The organism is Nonomuraea sp. NPDC054003, assembly GCF_055585125.1.
Genome location: NZ_JBVJKR010000003.1, coordinates 357,171 through 378,388, shown reverse-complemented (window position 1 = coordinate 378,388; position 21,218 = coordinate 357,171). Strand labels below are relative to the sequence as shown.

22 protein-coding genes are annotated in these 21,218 nt (G+C 69.0%); 8 read left to right on the top strand and 14 right to left on the bottom strand.

The annotated features are described in order from the left end of the window. Window positions 1-8: 8 nt before the first annotated feature. The 7 genes from ACZ6YG_RS09360 to ACZ6YG_RS09330 form a co-directional block, all read right to left on the bottom strand. Window positions 9-866, bottom strand: coding sequence for an AAA family ATPase (locus ACZ6YG_RS09360; protein WP_466017653.1), 858 nt, complete (start codon window positions 864-866; stop codon window positions 9-11). Then, a complete protein-coding gene (locus ACZ6YG_RS09355) occupies window positions 863-1,303 on the bottom strand; it encodes a hypothetical protein (protein WP_466017652.1) in 441 nt (146 codons plus the stop codon). The genes ACZ6YG_RS09360 and ACZ6YG_RS09355 overlap by 4 nt, the downstream gene beginning before the upstream one ends. 223 nt (window positions 1,304-1,526) lie before the next feature. Continuing rightward, the gene (locus ACZ6YG_RS09350) at window positions 1,527-2,126 is read right to left on the bottom strand and encodes a TetR/AcrR family transcriptional regulator (RefSeq protein ID WP_466017651.1); all 600 of its coding nucleotides are present in this window, start codon (window positions 2,124-2,126) and stop codon (window positions 1,527-1,529) included. 1 nt (window position 2,127) lies between these two features. Beyond that, the gene (locus tag ACZ6YG_RS09345; protein WP_466017650.1) at window positions 2,128-4,494 is read right to left on the bottom strand and encodes a PEP/pyruvate-binding domain-containing protein; all 2,367 of its coding nucleotides are present in this window, start codon (window positions 4,492-4,494) and stop codon (window positions 2,128-2,130) included. Further along, window positions 4,491-5,870 (bottom strand): MFS transporter, encoded by a 1,380-nt coding sequence (locus ACZ6YG_RS09340; RefSeq protein WP_466017649.1) that lies wholly within the window; start codon window positions 5,868-5,870, stop codon window positions 4,491-4,493. The genes ACZ6YG_RS09345 and ACZ6YG_RS09340 overlap by 4 nt, the downstream gene beginning before the upstream one ends. Before the next feature lie 99 nt (window positions 5,871-5,969). Continuing rightward, window positions 5,970-6,803: an SDR family oxidoreductase gene (locus tag ACZ6YG_RS09335; RefSeq protein WP_466017648.1), complete on the bottom strand. Its 834-nt coding sequence runs from the start codon at window positions 6,801-6,803 to the stop codon at window positions 5,970-5,972. Continuing rightward, the gene (locus ACZ6YG_RS09330; RefSeq protein WP_466017647.1) at window positions 6,800-7,207 is read right to left on the bottom strand and encodes an ATP-binding protein; all 408 of its coding nucleotides are present in this window, start codon (window positions 7,205-7,207) and stop codon (window positions 6,800-6,802) included. The genes ACZ6YG_RS09335 and ACZ6YG_RS09330 overlap by 4 nt, the downstream gene beginning before the upstream one ends. Window positions 7,208-7,398: 191 nt before the next feature. Here ACZ6YG_RS09330 and ACZ6YG_RS09325 point away from each other — a divergent pair, with 191 nt between their 5' ends. The 5 genes from ACZ6YG_RS09325 to ACZ6YG_RS09305 all read left to right on the top strand — a co-directional run bounded on the left by ACZ6YG_RS09325 (window position 7,399) and on the right by ACZ6YG_RS09305 (window position 11,767). Continuing rightward, window positions 7,399-8,226 (top strand): helix-turn-helix domain-containing protein, encoded by an 828-nt coding sequence (locus ACZ6YG_RS09325; RefSeq protein ID WP_397198110.1) that lies wholly within the window; start codon window positions 7,399-7,401, stop codon window positions 8,224-8,226. After that, a complete protein-coding gene (locus ACZ6YG_RS09320; RefSeq protein WP_397198111.1) occupies window positions 8,214-8,426 on the top strand; it encodes a DUF397 domain-containing protein in 213 nt (70 codons plus the stop codon). Before ACZ6YG_RS09325 ends, ACZ6YG_RS09320 begins: the two co-directional genes overlap by 13 nt. A gap of 307 nt (window positions 8,427-8,733) precedes the next feature. Next, window positions 8,734-8,976, top strand: coding sequence for a hypothetical protein (locus ACZ6YG_RS09315; protein WP_148033424.1), 243 nt, complete (start codon window positions 8,734-8,736; stop codon window positions 8,974-8,976). Next, window positions 8,973-11,177: a hypothetical protein gene (locus ACZ6YG_RS09310; RefSeq protein ID WP_466017646.1), complete on the top strand. Its 2,205-nt coding sequence runs from the start codon at window positions 8,973-8,975 to the stop codon at window positions 11,175-11,177. Before ACZ6YG_RS09315 ends, ACZ6YG_RS09310 begins: the two co-directional genes overlap by 4 nt. Then, complete coding sequence (locus tag ACZ6YG_RS09305; protein ID WP_466017645.1) at window positions 11,174-11,767, top strand: hypothetical protein; 594 nt, start codon at window positions 11,174-11,176, stop codon at window positions 11,765-11,767. Before ACZ6YG_RS09310 ends, ACZ6YG_RS09305 begins: the two co-directional genes overlap by 4 nt. A gap of 122 nt (window positions 11,768-11,889) precedes the next feature. Here ACZ6YG_RS09305 and leuA read toward each other — a convergent pair whose 3' ends face one another. Together leuA and ddaH are read right to left on the bottom strand one after the other, a co-directional pair. Further along, entirely contained in the window at window positions 11,890-13,596 is a 1,707-nt protein-coding gene (leuA, locus tag ACZ6YG_RS09300) for a 2-isopropylmalate synthase (protein ID WP_466017644.1), read from the bottom strand. Window positions 13,597-13,760: 164 nt separating this feature from the next. Next, a complete protein-coding gene (gene ddaH / locus ACZ6YG_RS09295) occupies window positions 13,761-14,519 on the bottom strand; it encodes a dimethylargininase (protein WP_466017643.1) in 759 nt (252 codons plus the stop codon). Window positions 14,520-14,556: 37 nt separating this feature from the next. Between ddaH and ACZ6YG_RS09290 the strand changes: the two genes are divergently transcribed. The 3 genes from ACZ6YG_RS09290 to ACZ6YG_RS09280 are packed head-to-tail and all read left to right on the top strand — an operon-like array spanning window position 14,557 to window position 16,564. Beyond that, window positions 14,557-14,802, top strand: coding sequence for a DUF2630 family protein (locus ACZ6YG_RS09290; protein ID WP_219549217.1), 246 nt, complete (start codon window positions 14,557-14,559; stop codon window positions 14,800-14,802). Between the two features lie 29 nt (window positions 14,803-14,831). Then, window positions 14,832-15,812 (top strand): GNAT family N-acetyltransferase, encoded by a 981-nt coding sequence (locus ACZ6YG_RS09285; protein WP_466017642.1) that lies wholly within the window; start codon window positions 14,832-14,834, stop codon window positions 15,810-15,812. A gap of 35 nt (window positions 15,813-15,847) precedes the next feature. Next, a complete protein-coding gene (locus ACZ6YG_RS09280; RefSeq protein WP_466017641.1) occupies window positions 15,848-16,564 on the top strand; it encodes a Mut7-C RNAse domain-containing protein in 717 nt (238 codons plus the stop codon). Window positions 16,565-16,567: 3 nt separating this feature from the next. On the opposite strand, the gene urtE is transcribed toward ACZ6YG_RS09280, so the two are convergent. Genes urtE through urtA form a run of 5 tightly spaced genes read right to left on the bottom strand, consistent with a single transcriptional unit; the run spans window position 16,568 to window position 21,049 of the window. After that, entirely contained in the window at window positions 16,568-17,257 is a 690-nt protein-coding gene (gene urtE / locus ACZ6YG_RS09275) for an urea ABC transporter ATP-binding subunit UrtE (RefSeq protein ID WP_271277781.1), read from the bottom strand. Then, a complete protein-coding gene (gene urtD, locus ACZ6YG_RS09270) occupies window positions 17,241-17,984 on the bottom strand; it encodes an urea ABC transporter ATP-binding protein UrtD (protein ID WP_148033433.1) in 744 nt (247 codons plus the stop codon). The genes urtE and urtD overlap by 17 nt, the downstream gene beginning before the upstream one ends. After that, window positions 17,968-18,987, bottom strand: a complete 1,020-nt coding sequence (urtC, locus tag ACZ6YG_RS09265) for an urea ABC transporter permease subunit UrtC (protein WP_466017640.1) — start codon at window positions 18,985-18,987, stop codon at window positions 17,968-17,970. Before urtC ends, urtD begins: the two co-directional genes overlap by 17 nt. After that, window positions 18,984-19,832 carry an urea ABC transporter permease subunit UrtB gene (gene urtB, locus ACZ6YG_RS09260; protein WP_466017639.1) on the bottom strand — a complete coding sequence of 283 codons (849 nt, stop codon included), beginning with the start codon at window positions 19,830-19,832 and terminating at the stop codon, window positions 18,984-18,986. The genes urtC and urtB overlap by 4 nt, the downstream gene beginning before the upstream one ends. Next, the gene (urtA, locus tag ACZ6YG_RS09255; protein ID WP_397198118.1) at window positions 19,832-21,049 is read right to left on the bottom strand and encodes an urea ABC transporter substrate-binding protein; all 1,218 of its coding nucleotides are present in this window, start codon (window positions 21,047-21,049) and stop codon (window positions 19,832-19,834) included. The genes urtB and urtA overlap by 1 nt, the downstream gene beginning before the upstream one ends. Window positions 21,050-21,218: the final 169 nt, after the last annotated feature.

Here is a 21,218-nt window from a genome sequence, read left to right as displayed (position 1 = left end):
TCACTCACCTAATCACAGGAAGGGGTCAGGTAGGCCGGATGGAGATAGGTGCGGTTGGCGGCCTGGTGTTGCTCATGCAGCACCGCCGCCGCACGCTCGACGAGAAGTGGATCGAGTCGACCGTTCGCCACCCTCTCCACGTGCGCACGGTAGCGATCGGGTTCTCCTGAGATCAGCGAGAGATTGTCCGCGAAGATCCCGATCAATTTCTCCGCGCCGGTGCGCACCAGTTGCGCGCGCAACTCCGCGAAGAAGGAGATCGGGTGGGCGGGGTAGGCGGCGAGCAGACGCGCCACCGTCTCGCTGTCGGTGAGCCCGCCCAGAATATGACCGACCACGCCCTGCCGTTCCTCGGCCGTCGGCTCCCAATGCAGCACGCTCATGCGTCCCGGCCGGCGCAGCGGAGGATACAGCTTGCCGAAGTCGTTGCCGGTGACGAATATCGGCACCCTGTCGATGTGACCCACTTTCTCTACGTCACAGGGCCGGTCCGCCAGATGCATCAACTGAGCCAGTACCTGCTGGTGATTGACCGTGCCGGTGTTGTTCTCCCACTCTCCGACGGTGGTGTCGACGTCGTCGATGACGATGCATGCCGGGCGCTTCTTCTGGATGGCCCGGGATGCGCCCACGTAGGTGGCGAGTAGATTCTTTCCCGGCACTCCGGCGCGTTCACTCTCGAAGTCCGCCGCGCTGATCGACTCCGTCCGCACAGCGAGGGAGTCGAGGATCGCACGCAACTGGAAGGACTTTCCCTCGCCGGGCGCACCGAAGATGCCCATGATCACTGGATGGACCGGCAGATCGACATAACTCAGCACGAGATGCTCTCTTACGGCCCGGGTGAACCGCTCGGACACCATCATCGTCGATCCCCTTCTGTGTCTTGCCGCAGGTGCTCTATCTCTTCGTCCAGCCGGTAGAGAATGCTCGAAGGGTCGTGCTGACTCTTTTGCACACTGGCCTTTGGGTCGGCGGTCTCGTTGAGAAGAGCGTGCCGCAGTCTACTGATCTCCAAGTCCAGATTGGCCAGTGCGAATTCGACACTCGGAGCGTCGGAAGTCGGGGTGAACACCACCGTACTATGATGCACCGCGAGCCCGCTCGTGTAGTCGAGAATCTCAGCCAATTGGCGTTGGATATCGGCCAGACTTGCTCGATCGCGCGCTTGAAGCTCCTTGATCTCGGCCACCTCATCGATCAAGGACTGGAGCGTGGCAGAAGTCTCCCGACCTTTGATGAAACGGTCCGTCAAAGCCTGCGCTGCACCTTGGATTATGCCGATCCCGAGTTCGGCGAGCATGAATCCTCCCTCTTCGAACGGATCAGACTTCCCTGTCAGAGAAAAGCCGCGCCCAAGCCCTCTGTGACGCCGGCACAAGTTAGCGCTGCCGACTTGACGACTGCTTGCAGCTGTCGCGACTTAAGCGATCCCGATCGGAGGGCACTCTTTCAATCCAGTAACTGAAAAGATTTCGTAATCATCCGTGAAAAGGCAAACGATGTCGCACGCCTCGTACACCGGGTCAGACACGGGTCAGCAGCGGCACCAAGACCTCGTCCACGATGTCGACGACGAGCCGGTCGGGGATGGGCGGCCCCTGGAAGAGGAAGTGCTGCCTGAGCAGGGCCTGGCCGGTGTCGAGGCGGAGCGGCGTGACCGCGTCCCCGGAGATCTCGCCGCGCTCGACGGCGCGGCGGGCGATCTCGGCCATCATCTTGCGGCCCGCGCCCTGCGAGTTCTCCTTGAAGGTGCGGGCGCTGGCCTCGTCGCGCAGCGCCTCAGAGAGCAGCCCGCGCATCGCCTCGCCCGCCGGGCCGGACAGGATGTCGGCCGTGCCGCGCAGCACGGTCAGCAGGTCGTCGCGCAGGCTGCCGGTGTCGGGGACGTCGGACAGGGCCGGCAGCGAGTGGTAGACCGAGTCCATGACCAGCGCGACGCGGGTGGGCCAGCGGCGGTAGAGCGAGGCCTTGCTCGCCCTGGCCCGCTCGGCGACGCGTTCCATGGTGAGCTTGGCGTAGCCGCTCTCGGCCAGCTCGTCGAGCGTCGCCCGGTAGATGGCGGCGGCGAGCTCCTCGCCCCGGCGCCGGGGCAGCTTGCGGTGGTCGGTGACCATCTCAGCCATGTTACCGAGCCTCCACCACCACACCGGAGCCGCCGTCGACCGTGACCTGCCGCCCGTCGGCCAGCAGGGAGGTGCCCTCGCCGGTGCCCATGACGGCGGGGATGCCGTACTCCCTGGCGACGATCGCGGCGTGGGAGGTGATGCCGCCGGTGTCGACGACCACCGCGGCGGCCCGCTGGAACAGCGGCGTCCACGACGGGTTGGTGTAGGGGCAGACCAGCACGTCACCGGGTTCGAGCCTGCCGAACTCCGACGGGTCGTGCACCACCTTGACCGGCCCGGTGGCGGTGCCCGCGCTCGCGGGCGTGCCCGCCACGAGCGCGTCACCGGCGTCGCGGGCCGGGAAGACGGCCCGGGGGTCGATGAGCCGCACGCCGGCGAGCTCCTCACGCCGGGCGGCCCGGGCGGTCGCGCTCGCGCGCAGCCGCCGGCCCTGCTCGTCGCCGAGAGCGCTCACGTCCTCGATCGCCTCCAGCTCCTCCAGCCTGAGGTGGAAGACGTCCTCGGGAGCGTCGAGCACGCCCGCGTCGCGCAGCCTGCGGCCGATCTCGACGATGGACCGGCGCAGCGCGGGCAGCGGCATCGTGAAGGAGAAGTGGCTGTCCTCACGGAAGGCGATCCCCGCGCGGGCGGCGTGCACCTTGCGGACCATCTTGTCCCGCTTGCGGGCGCCGCGCAGCCGCGGGTGGGCGAGCAGCCGGTCCATCGCGTCGTCGCCGGGCTCGGACCGGGGTGGCTCCGCCGCCAGCACCTTGATCAGGTCGAGCACGGTCTCGGGTCCGTCGGCCCAGGTCGGCGGGGTGACCAGGAGCGGACTGGCGCCTTCCCGGTGGCCGTACTCGGCCAGGAACTCCCGGAGCGCCGCCTGGAAAGCCTCGGGCATCGGGTCCCGGGCGAGCGCGCCGGTGTTCCTGGCCTGCTCGGCGAGTTCCTCCAGGGCCCGGTTGGCGTCGCTGGTGCGGGTGCGGGCGCCGGCGATCAGCGCGCCGAACAGGTCCGTACGTCCGAGCAGCTTGAGCGCGGCGCGCAGCCGCAGCAGCGACAGCCCGCTGCGCGGCAGGTAGTCCGTGCGCAGGCCGGCCACGGGCCGCACGACGGCCAGCACCCTGCGCGGCGTCCTGACCAGCTCCGGCCAGGGCAGCGCGGCCAGGTCGAGCTTCGTCAGCTCGCGCACGTCGTCGAGGTAGCTCTGGAAGCGCGGGTCGCCGCTCCACCGGGCGGGATCGTACCGGCGGGCCTTGGCGAAGATCAGGAACGGCGCGACGAGCAGCTTGGCCGAGGGGTGCGGGCGGGGCGGCACCAGCCGGTAGGCGACGCCGTCCTGCTCCTCGATGAAGTGGTCGAACGCCCCCCGCAGGCCGAAGTTGCGGGTCACCTGCGCCATGAGCCCGGCGGGCCCGTACGGCACCCAGGTGGACATGTCGATCGGATAGGGGCGTACCGGCAAGTACTCCATCAGGACGGTGCCGAGCTTGCGGCGGATCGGGCCGAGCTTGCCGAGCGGGGGCGGCGGCAGCGCGGTCATCGGCCGGGCCTGCACGAGGCTGACCTCGCCGCCCGCGTACGTCCACTCGATGTCCTGGGGGCGGCCGAAGTGACGGGCGACCCCGGTGCCGAGCCCGGCCAGCTCGCGCAGCACGCCGCCGGGCAGCCGCTCGGCGGGCGCGCCGTCGCCGGTCTCGTGGCTGACGCCGCCGCCCGCCAGGGCGCGGACGACCACCTCACGGCGGCCGGGCGCGAACTCGGCGATCTCGCCCCGCGGCGTGAGCACGTAGTGGTCGGGGGTGACGAGGCCGGACACGACCGCCTCGCCGAGCCCGGTGCCGGCGTCGACGACGAGCCGCCCGCGGTCGCCGGTGACGGGGTCGGCGGTGAACATCACGCCCGCCGCCTCCGCCGCCACCATGCGCTGCACGACGACCGCGATGCGCACCTCGACGTGGTCGAGGCCGAGCCGGTCGCGGTAGGCGACGGCGCGCTCGGACCAGAGCGAGCCCCAGCAGCGCCGGACCGCGTCGATCAGCCCGTCCTCGCCGACGACGTTGAGGTAGGTGTCCTGCTGCCCCGCGAACGCGGCGCCCGGCAGGTCCTCGGCGGTCGCGCTGGAGCGCACCGCCACCGGCCCGCCGCCGAGCTCCCGGTACGCGGTCAGGATCGCCCCGCGCAGGGTCTCCGGGATCTCCAGCTTCTCGAAGTACGCGCGCGTGGCGTGACCGGCGGCGACCAGGTCGTAGGCGGCGGTGGTGACCACGAATCCGGCGGGGACGGGGAAGCCGCCGGCGATCAGCTCCCCGAGGTTGGCTCCCTTCCCGCCCGCGAGGGCGAGGTCGCCGCGGCGGAACGAGCTCAGGGGGGCGACGAGTGTCATGAGGTCTCCTGTGCGTGAGCGGTGGTGCGGAGAGGCCGCGCGGGCAGCGCCAGCGCGAGCAGGAAGGCCACGCCGAGCAGCGGCGACATGGCCGCGAACACCGGCGGCACGGCCTCGGCGAAGGCGGCGCGCGCGGCGGTGTCCAGGGGGGCGCCGGCGCCGGGCATGCCGCCGGCGAAGCGCCAGGTGATGAGCGCGCCGACCAGGGCGACGCCGGCGGAGGCGCCGATCTGGCGCAGGAACGTCACCGACGAGGTGGCCGTGCCCAGATCGGCGTACGCGACGGCGTTCTGCGCGGCCAGCACCATCACCTGCATGACGAGCCCGACGCCGAGCCCGATCAGCGCCAGCACGCCGGCCAGCGCGGCCGCGTCGCCGGCGGCGAGCGGCAGCACGGCCAGCCCGGCCGCGGCGAGCGCGGTGCCCGCGACGGGGTAGCGCTTGTAGCGGCCGGTCCTGGTGATGAGCCTGCCGGAGACGACGGTGGTGGTCAGCACGCCGGCCATGAGCGCGGTGACCAGCAGCCCGGCCCCGGTCGCCGAGGCGCCGTGGGCGATCTGCAGATAGGCGGGGATGTACGTGAGGGTGCCGAAGAGCGCGAACCCGATGAGCAAACTGATCAGCACCGGGACCGCGAACGCCCGGTCCCTGAACAGCCGGAGCGGCAGGATCGGGTCGGTCGCGTAGCGGGCGGTGACCAGCCAGGCCGGCACGGCGAGCGCGGCCAGGGCGAGGAACACCGGGTTCCTCGTCTGGCCGAGCATGACCACGCCGACGACGGCCAGACCGAGCGTGACCGCTCCGGCGATGTCGACGGGCGCGCGCGACTCCGGCCTGGGCAGCTTGAGCGTGACGGTGAGCACGACGAAGGCGAGCAGCCCCAGCGGCGGGTAGATGGCGAAGATCCACCGCCAGCCGGCGCTGTCGATGAGGAACCCGCCGATCAGCGGCCCGCCGACGGCGGCCACCACATAGGCGGCCCCGATCAGCCCGAGATAGCGGCCGCGCTCGCGCGGGCTGACGACCTCGCCGATGACGGCCTGCGCGCCGATCATCAGCCCGCCGCCGCCGACGCCCTGCACCGCGCGGAACGCGATGAACTGCGGCATGCTCGCGGCCGTGGCGCACAGGACCGCGCCCACCACGAAGATCACGATGGCGACCTGCATGAGCGGCTTGCGGCCGAACCGGTCGCCGAGCTTGCCATACACCGGCATCACGACGGTCGCGGCCACCAGGTAGGCGGTGATCACGGCGGGCATCTGGTCGAGCCCGCCGAGGTCGCCGGCCACGGACGGCAGCGCGGGCGTCATGATCGTCTGATCGAGCGCGCCGAGCAGCATGCAGAGCATCAGCCCGGTCAGGACGACGACCATCCCGCCACCTCCTTAGAGAACGAGTCGTTCTCTAAGGAGAGTAAGCGCCATCGCTAAGAAACGCAACGTTCACTATTCAGCCGTCGCCTATCTCGGTGGTCAGCCTCGGCGGAGAAGTTCCCCCAGCCCCGTCGCCGGATGTCCCGCCACGCGCGCCACGTCCTCGGTCACCCGCTCCAGCTCACCGGCCGCGATCGCCGTGTACGTCGACACCCAGGCGTCCACCTGCCACCGGGGCGCCCCGTACGAGGCGCGCGACGCGTACGCCTCCTCGACCGTCTCGGCGTGGTACCTGGTTTCACGCCCGGTCGCCTCGGTCAGGATCCTCGCCACCTCGGCGAGCGTGAGCGCCTCCGGCCCGGTCAGCTCGTACGTGCCTCCTTCATGCGCGGCCGGATCCCCCAGCACGGCCGCCGCCACGTCGGCCACGTCATCCCTGGTCACCGCCGCCACCCGGCCCTCCCCCGCCGGCCCGCGGATCACCCCGTCCTCCCCGGCCATGTCGGGCAGGAAGTCCGCGTACAGGTTGTCGCGCAGGAACGTGAACGCCATCCCCGAGGCGCGGATCCGCTCCTCGGTGGCCCAGTGGTCGCGCGCCAGCGTGAAGGCGGCGTCCGGTCCCGGGTTGGCGAACGACGTGTACACGAGGTGCCGGACGCCCGCTTCGGCAGCGGCGTCGACGAAGGCGAAATGCCGCTCCAGCCGGTCGGCGGACTCCGACGCCGACACCATCAGGACGACGTCGACGCCTTGCAGCGCCCTGCGCACCTTCTCACGGTCCCCGAACTCCGCCTCCGCGACCTCCGCCCCGGGCAGCCTCGGCGCCCGGCTCGCGTCCCGTACGAGCAGCAACTGCTCCGACCCGGCCCCGGCCAGCCGCCGCGCCACCCCGCCACCGATATGCCCGGTCGCCCCGGTCACCGCGATCCTCATGCCATCAGGGTGTCACGGCGCGGCCCTCGGACCCGGGAGCGCGCGTCTGCCGGGATGAGGCACCAGACCGTACGACCCAGCCCGCGTCCATGCTCACCGATCCCCCAGTCCTGGGAGATCTCGCGGACGATCAGCAATCCTCGGCCGTCCTCTGCCTCCGGCTCCTGGCGGACGTACGGCCCGGAGAACGCCGTACCGGGGTCACGCACCTCCACGCGGACCAGCCCTCCTACGTCCGTGACGGTGAGGCCGATGAAGTCGCCCGGCCGTGCGTCCGAATGCCGCAGGGCGTTCGTCACGAGCTCGGACACCGCGAGCACGACATCGTCGATGGCAGGATGATCACCTCCCAGCCAGTCGCGGACGTGCGCGCGGGCGTACGAGACGGACTCCCGAAGGCACATCAACCGAATCGAACCGACCACTCTGGCCCCGCTGTTTTCATTGCTTCACCCATTCGGAGAACTCAGCCCTGATCGACCTTCCCACCATCCCAAATATTGACTACGATCAGTAGTCAATTGACTGCACTGTGCCATCAACCGTTTCGATGAAAGGGCTGTTGAAACGCGGCGGCAGCCCCCCGGGAGGTCAGGTGCCCAAGGAAAGCGAGCTGTGCCCCGCCGATTCGCCGACCGCGCTCTTCGGGTTCGAGCTGCGGCGTTACCGCAAAGCCCGAGGCTGGTCGCAGATCCGGCTGTCGAAGGCGGTGTCCTACTCCGTCGGGACGATCAGCATGATCGAGACGGCCAGGCGGTCGCCGACGGAGGAGTTCGCCCGCCATTGTGACGAGGCGCTGGAGGCGGAGGGCGCGCTGATGCGCCTCTGGCCGATGGTCAGTCACGCGGCGGCACCGCCGTGGTTCCGGCCGTGGCTGGACGTGGAGGCGACGGCGGAGGCCATCCGGACGTGGGAGCCGCTGGTGGTGCCTGGGCTGCTCCAGACGGAGGACTACGCGAGGGCGGTGCTGAGCGGCGATGTCGGCGTGACACCCGAGCAGGTCCAGGAGCAGGTGGTCGCCCGCATGGAACGTCAGACCATCCTCGGACGCCCCAAGCCGCCGTTGCTGTGGGCCGTGATCGACGAGGCGGTCCTGCATCGCCCGATCGGCAGCCCCGCCATCATGTCAGCACAGCTCACCCGCCTCCTCGAAGCCGGCGGGACCCCTCGGACCACGATTCAGGTCCTTCCTCTCAACGCCTACTCCACGACCGGGCTCGCAGGAGGATTCGCCATCGCGCAGGCACATGGCGTCTTCGACACGGCCTATGTCGAATCCGCTGGGGTTATGAGCCGAGTGACAGAGCGACCAGAGGACGTAAGCGTCCTAACATACAGATATGAAGGGATTCGCTCTGAAGCACTGTCCCGTCGTGAATCCCTAGAGCTGATCAAGGAGACGCTGCAGCGATGGACGAGCTGACGCGAGAACTCGACACAGCCGTGTGGCGTAAGTCCACAAGATCCGGGCCCGACGGCGGCAACTGCGTCGAAGTGGCCGAACTCTCCGGCGGCCGCCGGGGGGTCCGCGACAGCAAGAACCCCACCGGACCAGCCCTCATCTTCACCCTCGGCGAGTGGGCCGCATTCATCAGCGGCGTGAAGGATGGCGAGTTCGACTAGACATGATCCTGAGTGCCTGATCACCCTGGCCTTTTCCGTTGTTTTCAACGATCACGGCCAGGGTTTCATTGTTTTCAGGACGTTGATCTCGGTCGATTCTTGCTGCGCGACCTCTCTTCACCGTGACGCGGCAGCCACCGTTTTACCTAGCAAAGCCGTACATTCCCTGGCAGATCTCGCGCGCACTCGTACTTTCACCGTTGTTTCGCTTGTTCTGTTGACGCGTTGTTGATTACGGTCTGAACGACATGGGGGACGCCGCCTCCTGATCTGGTTCTGGTGGAGCGAGCCGTACGGGGGGATCATCGTGGCTGACCTCGATCGCGACGCGATGCGGGCCGCGGCGGAGCGGATCCAGCGGCTGTCGGACGAGCACTGGTGGGCGCTCACCCACTCCTGCCGTCTGATGGAGTGCGACGCCTGGGTGGGGCCGGCGGGCACCCGGTTCGACGCCCAGGTCCGCGCTGACCAGCGCGAACTGCAGGCGATGCTCGCGCAGGCCGTGCGCAGCGCCAACCAGAAGCTGGCCTCGATCCCGGTCACGCCATGAGCGGGTTCAGCGGGGTCAAGCGGGCCGAGTTCGACCTGATGGCGGGCAAGCACACCGAGGCCGCCGGGCGGCTGGAGGAACTCGCGCAGGCGCTCCACCGCGAGCTTCAGAGCGCCGGGCTCGACACCTCACCGGCGGCGCGGCTGCGCGAGCTGGCCCGGCGGGTCACCACGCAGGCCGACGACCTGCGGCGGCGGCAGAACCTCGCCCACGAGCTGCACCGGCAGAGGGTGTCACTGGGCAGGAGCACTCCCGCCGGAAGCTTCGTGGAGATGCCCGACCGTTTGGATGACGCCAAGGCCCTCCTGGACGGGACGCTCGCCGGGCGGGCGGCTTCGAAGGTGGCCGACGGGGACGACAAGGCGCTGGCGGACCTGGAGAAGTACGCGTCACGTACGGGGGATTCGGAGTTCGTGAAGGCGTTCCTCGGCACGATCGGCGCCCGGGGTGTGACGCGAATGTCCGGCTCACTCGCGACGATGCTGCGCGACGCCGTGGCGCGCGGGGACATCGATCGCAAGAATCGGCTCTCCATCTCGGGGCGGAACGTCCTCACCACGCTGAGCTCCATCCTGGCCAAGGGGACCAACCGGAAGAACTCCGCGTACCAGGGGGACGACTTCCTGGAGGAGTTGGTGAGGGAAGGGCGGGCTCAGCATGGTACGGGCGGCGGGGCATACCTGGGTTACCAGGCTCTGGCGCTCATCTGGCGTGCTCACGACGGGGAGCCGCCGTATTCGAAGGAGTTCATGGAGGTCGTCGGGCGGGATGTGATCGTCTACGAGCGCGAGCAGCGTGAGGACGCATGGGCGGCGAGCAACGATGCGCTGGGTCGTGCCTTCGGCGGTGCACAGGTCCCCATCGTCGACCTCGCCGGCTCGCTCGGCCTCGGGGCTCTGTTGAGGTGGGGAGTATCTGCGAATGATCCGATCACCGAGAAGCCCTCGTCGATGGTGGAGAGCCTGTTCCATGCGGCGAAGTCCAGCCGGGAGGCATCGCATGCTCTGCTGGATCACACTCCGCCGGGGTGGGGGGAGTCGGTGCTGGAGTATCTGCTTACTACCCGGTGGGGTGCTTCCCAGTACCTGGACGACTACGAGCCGATCAACGGCATGCTGATCACGGCGACGACTGGGCAGGACGCCACCTCCCAAAAACTGGCCGCGCAGATGACGAAGACCATTTCCAACGAGGTGCGCGGGGCCTTCAAGCAGGGTGGCGAAAAACTGAAGATCAAGGACCGGGAGACATTCGACCGGTACGCACCACTGGGCTACCCATTGGCTCGCGCCATCTCCGCCAACATCGACCAGCTCTCGAAGCTCTACCTGAATCGTGGAACGTTCGGCGAAGTCGCTCCCCAAGACATGGCATATGCCCTGCTGCTTGCTACATCCAACGACCCAGGGTTTGAAGTCTTGGTGCGGGCGCAGACTGAGCACATGCGAGCAGCGCTTGCAGGCGCTCCTCCTGTCGGACTCGATGCCTCCAACGCTGAACGATTCGGCTTTACGAAAGCCGATGTAGAGAGATTTGACCTCAATGGGAACGGACGCATCGACAAGGGTGACACCGCACAGTATCTATTGGATCGTGCCGTAGAGGAGGCAACTCCCTTCAAATACCTCGTGGAAACCCGACGCCAGGTACTGATCGCTCAAGGATTGGACGACAAGAAGGCGGACGAGGCGCTGAAGCAGATGGTGGCTGATGCTATCGGTCTGCTACCGATACCCGGGGCCAAGCAAGTGAGCACCCTTGCTTCTGGTGCGTTCGGTGAGCTGACCGGCAACGGTTACGAGAAGCTCGCCGGAGCCGCGTACGACCAACTCTCTCAACACGTAGCCCAACGAATGGCCGAACTGCGCCACGATCTCGACGAGACGTATCGGACATTGGCGGACAACCGTCTTGGAGTGGAGCGATTGGCAGAGCAAATGTTTGGAACGGCCATGCTAAACACAGGAATGCTTGACGGTATGGAAGTGAAACATGAACCATTCGTGACCGGCAATCCTCCTAGGATCAAGTCTTTCAATGAGATGACCCGGCAGGAGTACAGCTTGTTTCTCGAATGGGCGAGGAAAACGGGTGGAAGCAGCGAGACTCTCGGTACTTTCAACGGCACTTTCCGTCGGACTAGCGAGGTGCACGACTACCTCGGCCTAGACGGTGGTTCCTCCTCTGGAGGTGGCAGATGAGCCGTTTCCACATGCTCATCGTGGCCCTGTCTGCAGTTGCTGTACTCGCCTCCTGTACGCCGGAGAAGCTGATAGTCGCCACACCGGCGCCAGACCTGAGGCAGGCCATAGATACACCTCCATACGTTTGTAGTTTTATTCCCGAGCAAGCATTCCGCCTGATCAGCGGCATAAACACACCCCTCACCAATACCAGTAAGGGCACTGACAGAAATGGCGACTGCCGGATCCCAGATACAGCTACACCGCCCCTTGAAGTGTGGTGGAGGCAGGAAGGGTCAGGGATGCCATTAGAGCACTTGGAATTTCTAATCAACGGCAAGCGCAACTTGTATACACGCCACGGCGGAGTTGCTCTTCCCGCCGATCTTGGCGATGGCATGGTCGCCTATCTGACGGATAGCATATTGGCCGACCAGCCGTACCAGGTAAGCGCCAAATTCACCTGCGGCGACAAAGAACGCATGATCGACATCTACCTGACCCAAGTCGCCAAAGGCCGAGACGCCATGAAAGACCTGACCGACCTCATGCGCATCGCCCAGAACCGCTACAGCCAAATCCACAACTGCACCCTCAACACCAAATAAAACACCTCGACCGCACCCCCATGGTCAGCAGAGGCACGGTCGAGAAAGAGGCATCGAGCCTTGTGGGCGGTATGCCGGGCACCGGAACCCCGCAGATCATGCAGGGCGGTGCAGGTGAACGGTCAGCGGGAGGCGCGGTTGACCGCGGAGATGATGGCCTTGAGGGAGGCGGTGGTGGTGTTGGCGTCGATGCCGACCCCCCACAGCACCGCGCCGTTGACCTCGCACTCCATGTAGGAGGCCGCCTTGGCGTCGGTGCCGGCGCTCAGCGCGTGCTCGACGTAGTCCAGGACGCGTACCTTGATGCCGGCGGCTCCGATGGCGTCGATGAAGGCGGAGATGGGGCCGTTGCCGACGCCTTCGATCTCGCGGATCTCGCCGTCGACGCGGACGTCGGCGTTGAGGCGGACCTTCTCGTCGACGGTCGAGTCGTGGCGGTGGGCCATCAGGCCGAGCCGGCCCCAGCGGTTGCCGGGCGTCGGCAGGTATTCGTCCTGGAAGATGGCGAACATGTCAGCCGGGGTGATCTCGCCGCCCTCGGCGTCGGTGCGGGCCTGCACGACCTTGGAGAACTCGATCTGCAGCCGCCGCGGCAGGTCGAGCTGGTGGTCGGCCTTCATGATGTAGGCGACGCCGCCCTTGCCCGACTGGCTGTTGACCCGGATGACGGCCTCGTAGGTGCGGCCGATGTCCTTGGGGTCGATGGGCAGGTAGGGGACGGCCCAGGTGTGGGAGTCGACGGGGACGCCCGCGGCCTCGGCGTCGGCCTCCAGGTGTTCGAAGCCCTTCTTGATGGCGTCCTGGTGGGAGCCGGAGAAGGCGGTGTAGACCAGCTCGCCGCCCCACGGGTGGCGGGGGTGGACGGGCAGCTGGTTGCAGTATTCGACGACGCGGCGGATCTCGTCGATGTCGCTGAAGTCGATCTCCGGGTCGACGCCCTGGGAGAACAGGTTCATGCCCAGCGTGACCAGGCAGACGTTGCCGGTGCGCTCGCCGTTGCCGAACAGGCAGCCTTCGATGCGGTCGGCGCCGGCCATGTAGCCCAGCTCGGCGGCGGCCACGGCGCTGCCGCGGTCGTTGTGCGGGTGGAGCGACAGGATGATCGAGTCGCGGTGCTTCAGGTTGCGATGCATCCACTCGATCTGGTCGGCGTACACGTTGGGGCTGGCCATCTCGACCGTCGCCGGCAGGTTGATGATCACCTTGCGGTCGGGGGTGGGCTGCCACACCTCGTTGACCGCGTCGCACACCTCGACGGCGTACTCCAGCTCGGTGCCGGTGAACGACTCCGGCGAGTACTGGTAGTAGACGTCGACGTCGCTCGCCTCGGCCAGCTTCCTGACCAGCTTGGCGCCCTCGACGGCGATGGCGGTGACGCCTTCCCTGTCCATGCCGAACACCACCCGCCGCTGCAGCGTGGAGGTGGAGTTGTAGAGGTGGACGATGGCCTGCTTGGCGCCCCGCAGCGACTCGAAGGTGCGCTCGATCAGCTCGGGCCTGGCCTGGGTCAGCACCTGGATCACCACGTCGCCGGGGATCCGGCCCTCTTCGATGATCTGCCGTACGAAGTCGAAGTCGGTCTGGGAGGCGGCCGGGAAGCCGACCTCGATCTCCTTGTAGCCCAGCCGGACCAGCAGCTCGAACATCTGGAGCTTGCGGTGGGAGTCCATCGGGTCGATCAGCGCCTGGTTGCCGTCACGCAGGTCGACGGCGCACCAGCGCGGGGCCTTGGTGATGACCTGGTCGGGCCAGGTGCGGTCGGTCAGCCGGATCGGCTCGAAGGGTTGATAGCGCTGGAACGGCATGCGGCTGGGCTGCTGAGCTGTCATCGAAGTGCTCCTGGGTGTCGGTCGAAGGAAAGCGGCCGACGCGCATGACTGGCTCCGCGGCGAGGGAGCCGGCCTTTAGAGGCCCTCGCCGCGGCAGCTAAGAAGGAGCCCGCGCAGCATGCGAATCACGCTACCAGACGTCTCGGCGTGGACCGGTCAAGATCTCACATGCTGAGAGCGTCGGGGACGAGCACGCTCAGGCAGGTGACGCAGCCCTCCAGTTTCTCGAACTCCGAGATGTCGACCGCGACCACGGCGAGACCGCGCTTCTCCAGCAGCTCGGCGGTGCGCGGCGCGCAGGCCGCCATCAGGACCGTGTCCCCGTCCAGCGGCACGACGTGCGCGCCCGCCTCCTCCGGCGGCACCAGCAGGCCGGGCAGGCGGGCGTGCGCGGGGTCGCCGATGAGGGTGCCGTCGGGCAGCGCGGTGACGGCGGACTTGAGGTGGAGCACGCCGGACAGCTCGACCGGCACCACCCGCCTTTCGGGCAGCAGCGCGGCGAGCTGGGCGATGCCGTGGTCGTCGGTGCGGGCCGACCTGCCGACGTACACGGTGTCGCCGGTCTGCAGGACGTCGCCGCCGTCGAGCGTGCCCGGCCGCGTGATCCGTACCGTGTTCAGCCCGAGGCCCCGTACGGCCTGCTCGACGGAGTCCACCTCGGGACGCCGCTCCGGCGCGCCCGGCCTGGTCAGTACGGCGAGCCGGCCGGACACCACGACCGCGTCCTCCACGAACGGGGCGTCGGGCAGGTCGTCGGCGGGCGGGGCGTGCACCGGGCGCCAGCCGGCGGCGGCGAGGGCGGCGACGTAGGCGGCGTGCTGCTCGGCGGCGAGTTCGCGGTCGACGGGCTCGCGCGGGATGTTCGTGACGATGCCCTCGGCGATGCGGGGGCCGGGCTTCCTTACCAGGGCGAGACCAGCCATAGGGCGTGTTCTATCACGTGGGAGTTAGAGTCCCCCTATGCGGGACGACGAGATTCTGGACCGGATCAAGGCGCTGGTCGACGAGGAGCACGGCCTGCGCACCAGGCTGATGGCGGGCGAGCTGGCCACGGACGAGGAGAACGCCCGGGTCAACGAGCTGGAGGCGGCGCTCGACCAGTGCTGGGACCTGCTGCGGCAGCGGCGCGCCCGGCGCGGCGCGGGCGAGGACCCCGACGGCGCGTCGAGCCGTCCGGCGAGCCAGGTGGAGAACTACCGTCAGTAAAACCGTTCGCGTGGGCGGACGAGGTGCGCTTGTCTGGTGCCGTGCTGATCCAGCGGATCGAGTCGGGTGACCGGGCCACCGGGCTCTACGAGACGTACGTGGCGAGCATGGCGGGGATTCCCGGGCCTCTGTGGTCGCGGACCCGGTTCGGCGCTTACCTGCTGGAGGGGTCGCCGGGGTCGCGGGCCGAGGCGTGGGCCGTGGTCGAGGACGGCCGGGTCGTCGCGGGCTACGCGCTGGGCCTCCCTCGATACGACAACACCCACCTCGCCACCCTGTTCACGCTGACGGTCCATCCTGAGCGGCAGCGCCGGGGGCTGGGCACCGCGCTGCTGGACCACGCCGCCGGCCGGGCGCGGGCGGGTGGCCGCGATCTGCTGATCGGCGGCGCCACGCTCGTCGGCGGCCCGGGATCCGCCTTCGCCGCCGCCCGCGGCTGCTCGGTGGCCGTCACGCAGGCGCGCAGCGTGCTCGACCTGGGTGCAGCGGGTTGGGACGGGCTCGCCCGCATGATGCCCGAGTCCGGCGGCTACCTGCTGGAGCGCTGGACGGGCCCGGCCGGCGACGACCTGCTGCCCGCGCTGGCGGCGGTGCTCGACGGCATGAACGACGCGCCGCGCGACGCGGGCGTGGAGCCCAAGCGGCTGCCGGTCGACCGGATACGCGCCACCGAGGAGCGGATGCGGCGGGACGGCGAAGACTGTTACAGCATGCTCGCCCGGCGTGCCTCCGACGGCGCGCCCGCCGGGATCACCCGCATTTACCTGGACGCCGGCCGCGCGAGCCGCTGGGGCCACCAGGGCGACACGACGGTGCTCAAGGAGCACCGCGGCCACCGGCTCGGCCTGCTGCTCAAGCTGTCCAACCTGTTCTGGCTGCGCGAGAGCGAGCCGCACATCGACCGGATCGTCACCTGGAACGCCACCACGAACCGGCACATGCTGGCGATCAACGAGGCCATGGGCTTCGAGGTGCTCGACGAGTGGTACGAGTGGCGGCTTCCGCTATGACCGGGCCTGTCCGCGGGAGCGGCAGAATGGGTGATGTGACGGAACGGACGGCGCTTCTTCGCATCGCCCCGGAGCTGCTGCTGTTCCTGCCCGCGGGCCGGCGGGAGCCGCAGCGGCCCATCGTCCCCGACGGGTCGTCGACGCTGGGTCACCACGTGGAGGCCGCCGGCGTCCCGCTGACCGAGGTGGGGCCGATGACGGCCGGCGGGCGCGCGGTGACGCCGGCGTACGTGCCGCGGCCGGGGGACGTGCTGGAGGTCGCGGCCGTGCCGCGGCCGCAGGCGCTGCCGGAGGAGCGGTTCCTGCTGGACGTGCACCTGGGGACGCTGGCCAGGCGGTTGCGGCTGCTCGGGCTCGACACCGCCTACCACAACGACATGGACGACCCGTCGCTGGTGGCGCAGGCGAACGCGGAGCGGCGGGTGCTGCTCACCCAGGACCGCGGGCTGCTGCGCCGCCGGGCGCTGTGGCTGGGCGCGTACGTGCGCGGGTCCCGTCCTGACGACCAGTTGCGTGACCTGCTGGAACGGTTCGCGCCGCCGCTGCGTCCGTGGACGCGGTGCACGGCCTGCAACGGTGAGCTGGTGGCGGTGTCCAAGGGCGAGGTGGCGCCGCTGCTGGAGGCGGGCACGGAGCGCAACTACGACGCGTACGGGCGGTGCCGCGAGTGCGGCCAGGTCTACTGGCACGGCGCCCACGGCGGGCGGCTGGACGAGATCGTCGAGTCGGCCCGCCGGTGGGCGGCGGGGTGACGGTCACACCGCGAGGAGCCGGTGGACGTCCTCGCCGTGCAGGTCCCCGGCGTCGCCGGTGCGCACGACCTGGCCGGCGTCGAGGATGACGAACCGGTCGGCCAGCCGGACCGCTATGTCGAGATACTGCTCGACGAGGAGCACGGCGAGCCCGGAGGCGTGCAGGCGTTCGATGGCCTCCTCGATCTCCAGGATGATCGACGGCTGGATGCCCTCGGTGGGCTCGTCGAGGATGAGCAGCCGGGGCCGGGTGACGAGCACGCGGGCGATGGCGAGCTGCTGCTGCTGGCCGCCGGACAGGTGCCCGGCCCGGCGTTTGAGCAGCGGCTTGAGCCCGGGGAAGAGGTCCAGCGCCGAGTCGACGGACTCCTTGCCGGTCCTGGCCGCCTCCATGGTCACCAGCAGGTTGCCCAGCACGGACAGCTGGGGGAAGCATTGGTGGCCCTGCGGCACGTACCCCATGCCGAGCCGGGCCCGCTCGTGGGTGGGCAGCCGGGTGACGTCGCGGCCGTCGAAGGTGACGGCGCCGGACGTCGCGGGCAGCACGCCCATGATGGTGTTGAGCAGCGTCGTCTTGCCGACGCCGTTGCGTCCCATGACGCAGACGAGCTGCCCGGGGCCGACGTCGAGCGAGACGCCGAACAGCACCCGGGCCCTGCCGTAGCCGGATTCGAGCTCACTTGCCGACAGCATCGCTGGGCCTCCTCCCCAGGTAGACCTCCTGCACCCGCGGGTCGGCGCTGACCTGCTCCACCGACCCCTCGACGAGCACCCTGCCCTCGTGCAGCACCGTCACGGCCGAGGCGTGCCGGCGCAGGAACTCCATGTCGTGCTCCACCACGATCACCGTGTGGTCGTCGGCGATCTCGGTGAGCAACTGCCCCGTACGGTCCCGTTCATCCTTGGACATGCCGGCGACGGGCTCGTCCAGGAGGAGCAGGCGGGGCCGCTGTGCCAGCAGCATGCCTATCTCCAGCCACTGGCGCTGGCCGTGGGAGAGAACACCGGCTGAACGGCCGGCGAGCGGTTCGAGTCCGGTCCTGGCCAGCGCCTCCGCGACGGCGTCCGACACTCCTCGCCGCCGCCCGGCCAGCGACCACAGTGGTTTTCTGAAGCAGGCGGCCAGGTCGAGGTTCTCCAGGACGGTGAGCTCCTCGAAGACGACCGAGGTCTGGAAGGTGCGGCCGACGCCGAGCCGGACGATCTGGTGCTCCTTCCGGCCGACCAGGTCGTACCCGCCGAACCTGACCCGCCCGGCTGCGGGCCTCGTCAGGCCGGTGATCACGTCGATGAGCGTGGTCTTGCCGGCGCCGTTGGGGCCGATGAGGAAGCGCAGCTCGCCGTCGGCGACGGTGAGGTCCACGCCGTCGAGGGCGTGGAAGCCGTCGAAGACCACCCGCACGTCACGCAGTTCGAGCACGGCGCAACCTCCCCAGAATGCCGGCGATGCCCTTCGGCGCCAGCGTCATGACCAGGATGAACAGCGCGCCCTGGAGGTAGAGCCAGCCGTTGGCGAACTGCTCGCTGAACGTGGTCTGGGCGTAGCCCATGACGACCGCGCCGAGCACCGCCCCGGCCAGGACCTGCCGGCCGCCGACGGCGACCGCGACGACCAGCTCCAGGGACGGGACGACGCCGAGCAGGGCGGGCGAGATGATGCCGACGACCGGGACGAACAGGGCTCCGGCGAGCCCGGCCAGCCCGGCGGAGACGGCGAAGGTGACGGTCTTGACCAGGGCGGGGTCGTACCCGAGGAAGCGCACCCGGTCCTCTCCGTCGCGCACGGCGACCAGCAGCCTGCCGAACCTGCTGTTCACGAGCTGCCGGGTGGCCAGGTAGAGCACCCCGAGCACGCCCGCGACCACCAGGTACAGCATCCGCTGGGTGGAGTCGTCGGCCAGGTCGGCGCCGAACAGCTCGAAGAAGTTCGTCATGCCGTTGGTGCCGCCGGTCAGCCCCTGCTGCCCGACGAGCAGGATGACCATGGCGGCGGCGAGCGCCTGGGTGAGGATCGCGAAGTACGCGCCCCGTACCCGCTGCCTGAAGACCAGCGTGCCGAGCACGACCGCGAGCAGCACCGGCCCGGCCACCGCCATGGTCAGCGCGAACACCGGATTGGCGAACGGCGCCCAGAGCGCGGGCAGTTCCTCCACGCCGCTCCACACCATGAAGTCGGGCAGGCCGCCCCCGCTCTCGCTGAGCTTGAGGTACATGGCCATCGCGTAGCCGCCGAGGCCGAAGAAGACGCCCTGGCCGAGGGTGAGCATGCCGCCTTGCCCCCAGGCCAGCCCGATGCCGAGCGCCACGATCGCGTAGCAGAGGTACTTGGCGAGCAGGCTCAGCCGGAACGGCTCCAGCAGCAGCGGGGCGGCGACCAGGGCGATCACCGCGATGGCGGCGAACGGCAGGTTCCTCTTGATCATGTCAGCGCCCTCGATCTCAGGGCGACCAGCCCCTGTGGCCGCACCTGCAGGAAGCCGATGACGGCCGCGAACACGAGCACCTTGGCCAGGCTCGCGTCGGACCAGAACTCGGCGTACGAGTTGAGCAGCCCCAGCCCGACGGCGGCGAGCACGGCCCCGCGCAGCTGCCCGAGCCCGCCCGCGACCACCACCAGGAAGGCGTCGACGATGTAGTAGGTGCCGAGCGCGGGCCCGACGGGGCCGATGAGAGTGAGCGCCACCCCGGCCAGCCCGGCCAGCCCGGAGCCGATGAAGAAGGTCAGCATGTCCACCCGGCCGGGGTCGATGCCGCTGGTGGCGGCCAGCCGCCGGTTCTGCACGACCGCCTGCGTGCGCCGTCCCAGTTCGGTACGGGTGAGGTACAGCCAGATGCCCACCACGCCCGCGACGGCGAGCGCCATGATGAACAGGCGGTTGTACGGGAGGATGCCGATGCCGCCGGACAGCCACGACGGCGCGGGCACCTGCACGTTCGGCGCGCCGAACAGGTCGCGGGCGAGCTGTTGCAGCACCAGGCTGACGCCCCAGGTGAGCAGCAGCGTGTCGAGCGGCCTGCCGTAGAAGTGGCGGATGGCGCCGCGCTCCAGCGCCAGGCCCATGAGCCCGGCGACCACGAACGCCGCGGGCAGCGCGAGCAGCAGGTCCTGGAGCAGGAAGGCGGTGTACGCGCCCGCCATGATGAACTCGCCGTGCGCCATGTTGATCACGCCCATCTGGCCGAACGTGACCGTCAGCCCGAGCGCCACCAGGAGCAGCACGGCCGCGATGGACAGCCCGATGGGGAGCTGGTTGACGACGGCCGTCATCACTCCTCCGCCAGCCCGCCGGCCCAGGAGTACCCCTTGAGGTACGGGTCGGGCTTGATCGGCTCGCCGGAGTCCCACACCTGCTCGATCAGGCCGTCGGGCCGGATGACGCCGATGCGGGCGGTCTTGTACAGGTGCTGGTTCTCGCCGTCGATGGTGACCAGGCCCTCAGGGCGTTCCAGGGCGATCCCGCCGGCCGCCTTCTTGACGGCCTCGACCTCGGTCGTGCCGGCCTTCTTGACCGCCTCGGCCCACAGGTGGACGGCGTTGTAGCCGGCCTGCATCGGGTCGCTGGTGACCTTGTCCTCGCCGTACGCGGCCTTGAACGCCTTGACGAACGCCTGGTTGGCCGGGGTGTCGGTGGTCTGGTAGTAGTTCCAGGCGACCGGGTGGCCGGCGATGTTGTCCACGCCGATGCCCTTGACCTCCTCCTCGGCGACGCTCACCGACAGCACCGGCATCGCCTCGGCGCTCACGCCGGCGCTCTTGAGCTGCTTGAAGAAGGCGACGTTGGAGTCTCCGTTGAGCGTGTTGAAGACGGCGTCGGGCCCGGCCTGGACGACCTTGTTGACGAGGGTGGAGTACTCGGTGTGGCCGAGCGGGGTGTACTCCTCGCCGAGCACCTGCATCCCGTTCGCGGCCGCGTACGCTTTGATGATCTTGTTGGCGGTGCGCGGGAAGACGTAGTCGCTGCCGACCAGGAAGATCTTCTTCTTGCCCTGCTCCTTCAGGTAGTCGAGGCCGGGGATGATCTGCTGGTTGGTGGTGGCGCCGGTGTAGAAGATGTTCGGGGAGCTCTCCAGGCCTTCGTACTGCACCGGATACCAGAGCAGCGACTTGTAACGTTCGAAGACCGGCAGCATGGCCTTGCGGCTGGCCGACGTCCAGCCGCCGAACACGGTGGCCACCTTGTCCTGCCTGATCAGCTTGGTCGCCTTCTCGGCGAAGGTCGGCCAGTCGGACGCGCCGTCCTCGACGACCGGGACCAGCTTCTTGCCGAGGACTCCGCCAGCCTGGTTGATCTCCTCGATGGCGAGCAGTTCGGCGTCCCGTACGGTGACCTCGCTGATGGCCATGGTGCCGCTGAGCGAGTGGAGGACGCCGACCTTGATCTCGTCCTGGGCGCCGGCGGAGGAGCCGGACCCGGACGGCGGCGACCCGCAGGCCGCGAGGGTGGTGAGGAGAAGCGCGGAGACGAGGGCGCGGGGGGTTCGCACCAGCAGTTCCTTCCTGCCGACCTGCCATTGGAAGAAAGGTGACTCCCTCGCGTGTCACGGATAGATCCCGCGTGTTAATTGCCGATTGCCACGCCCTCACCGGAACGCGGGTGTTCGTCATCTGGGCCGCTCGGCAACGGAAACCGGTACGACATGCCCCGGCAACACC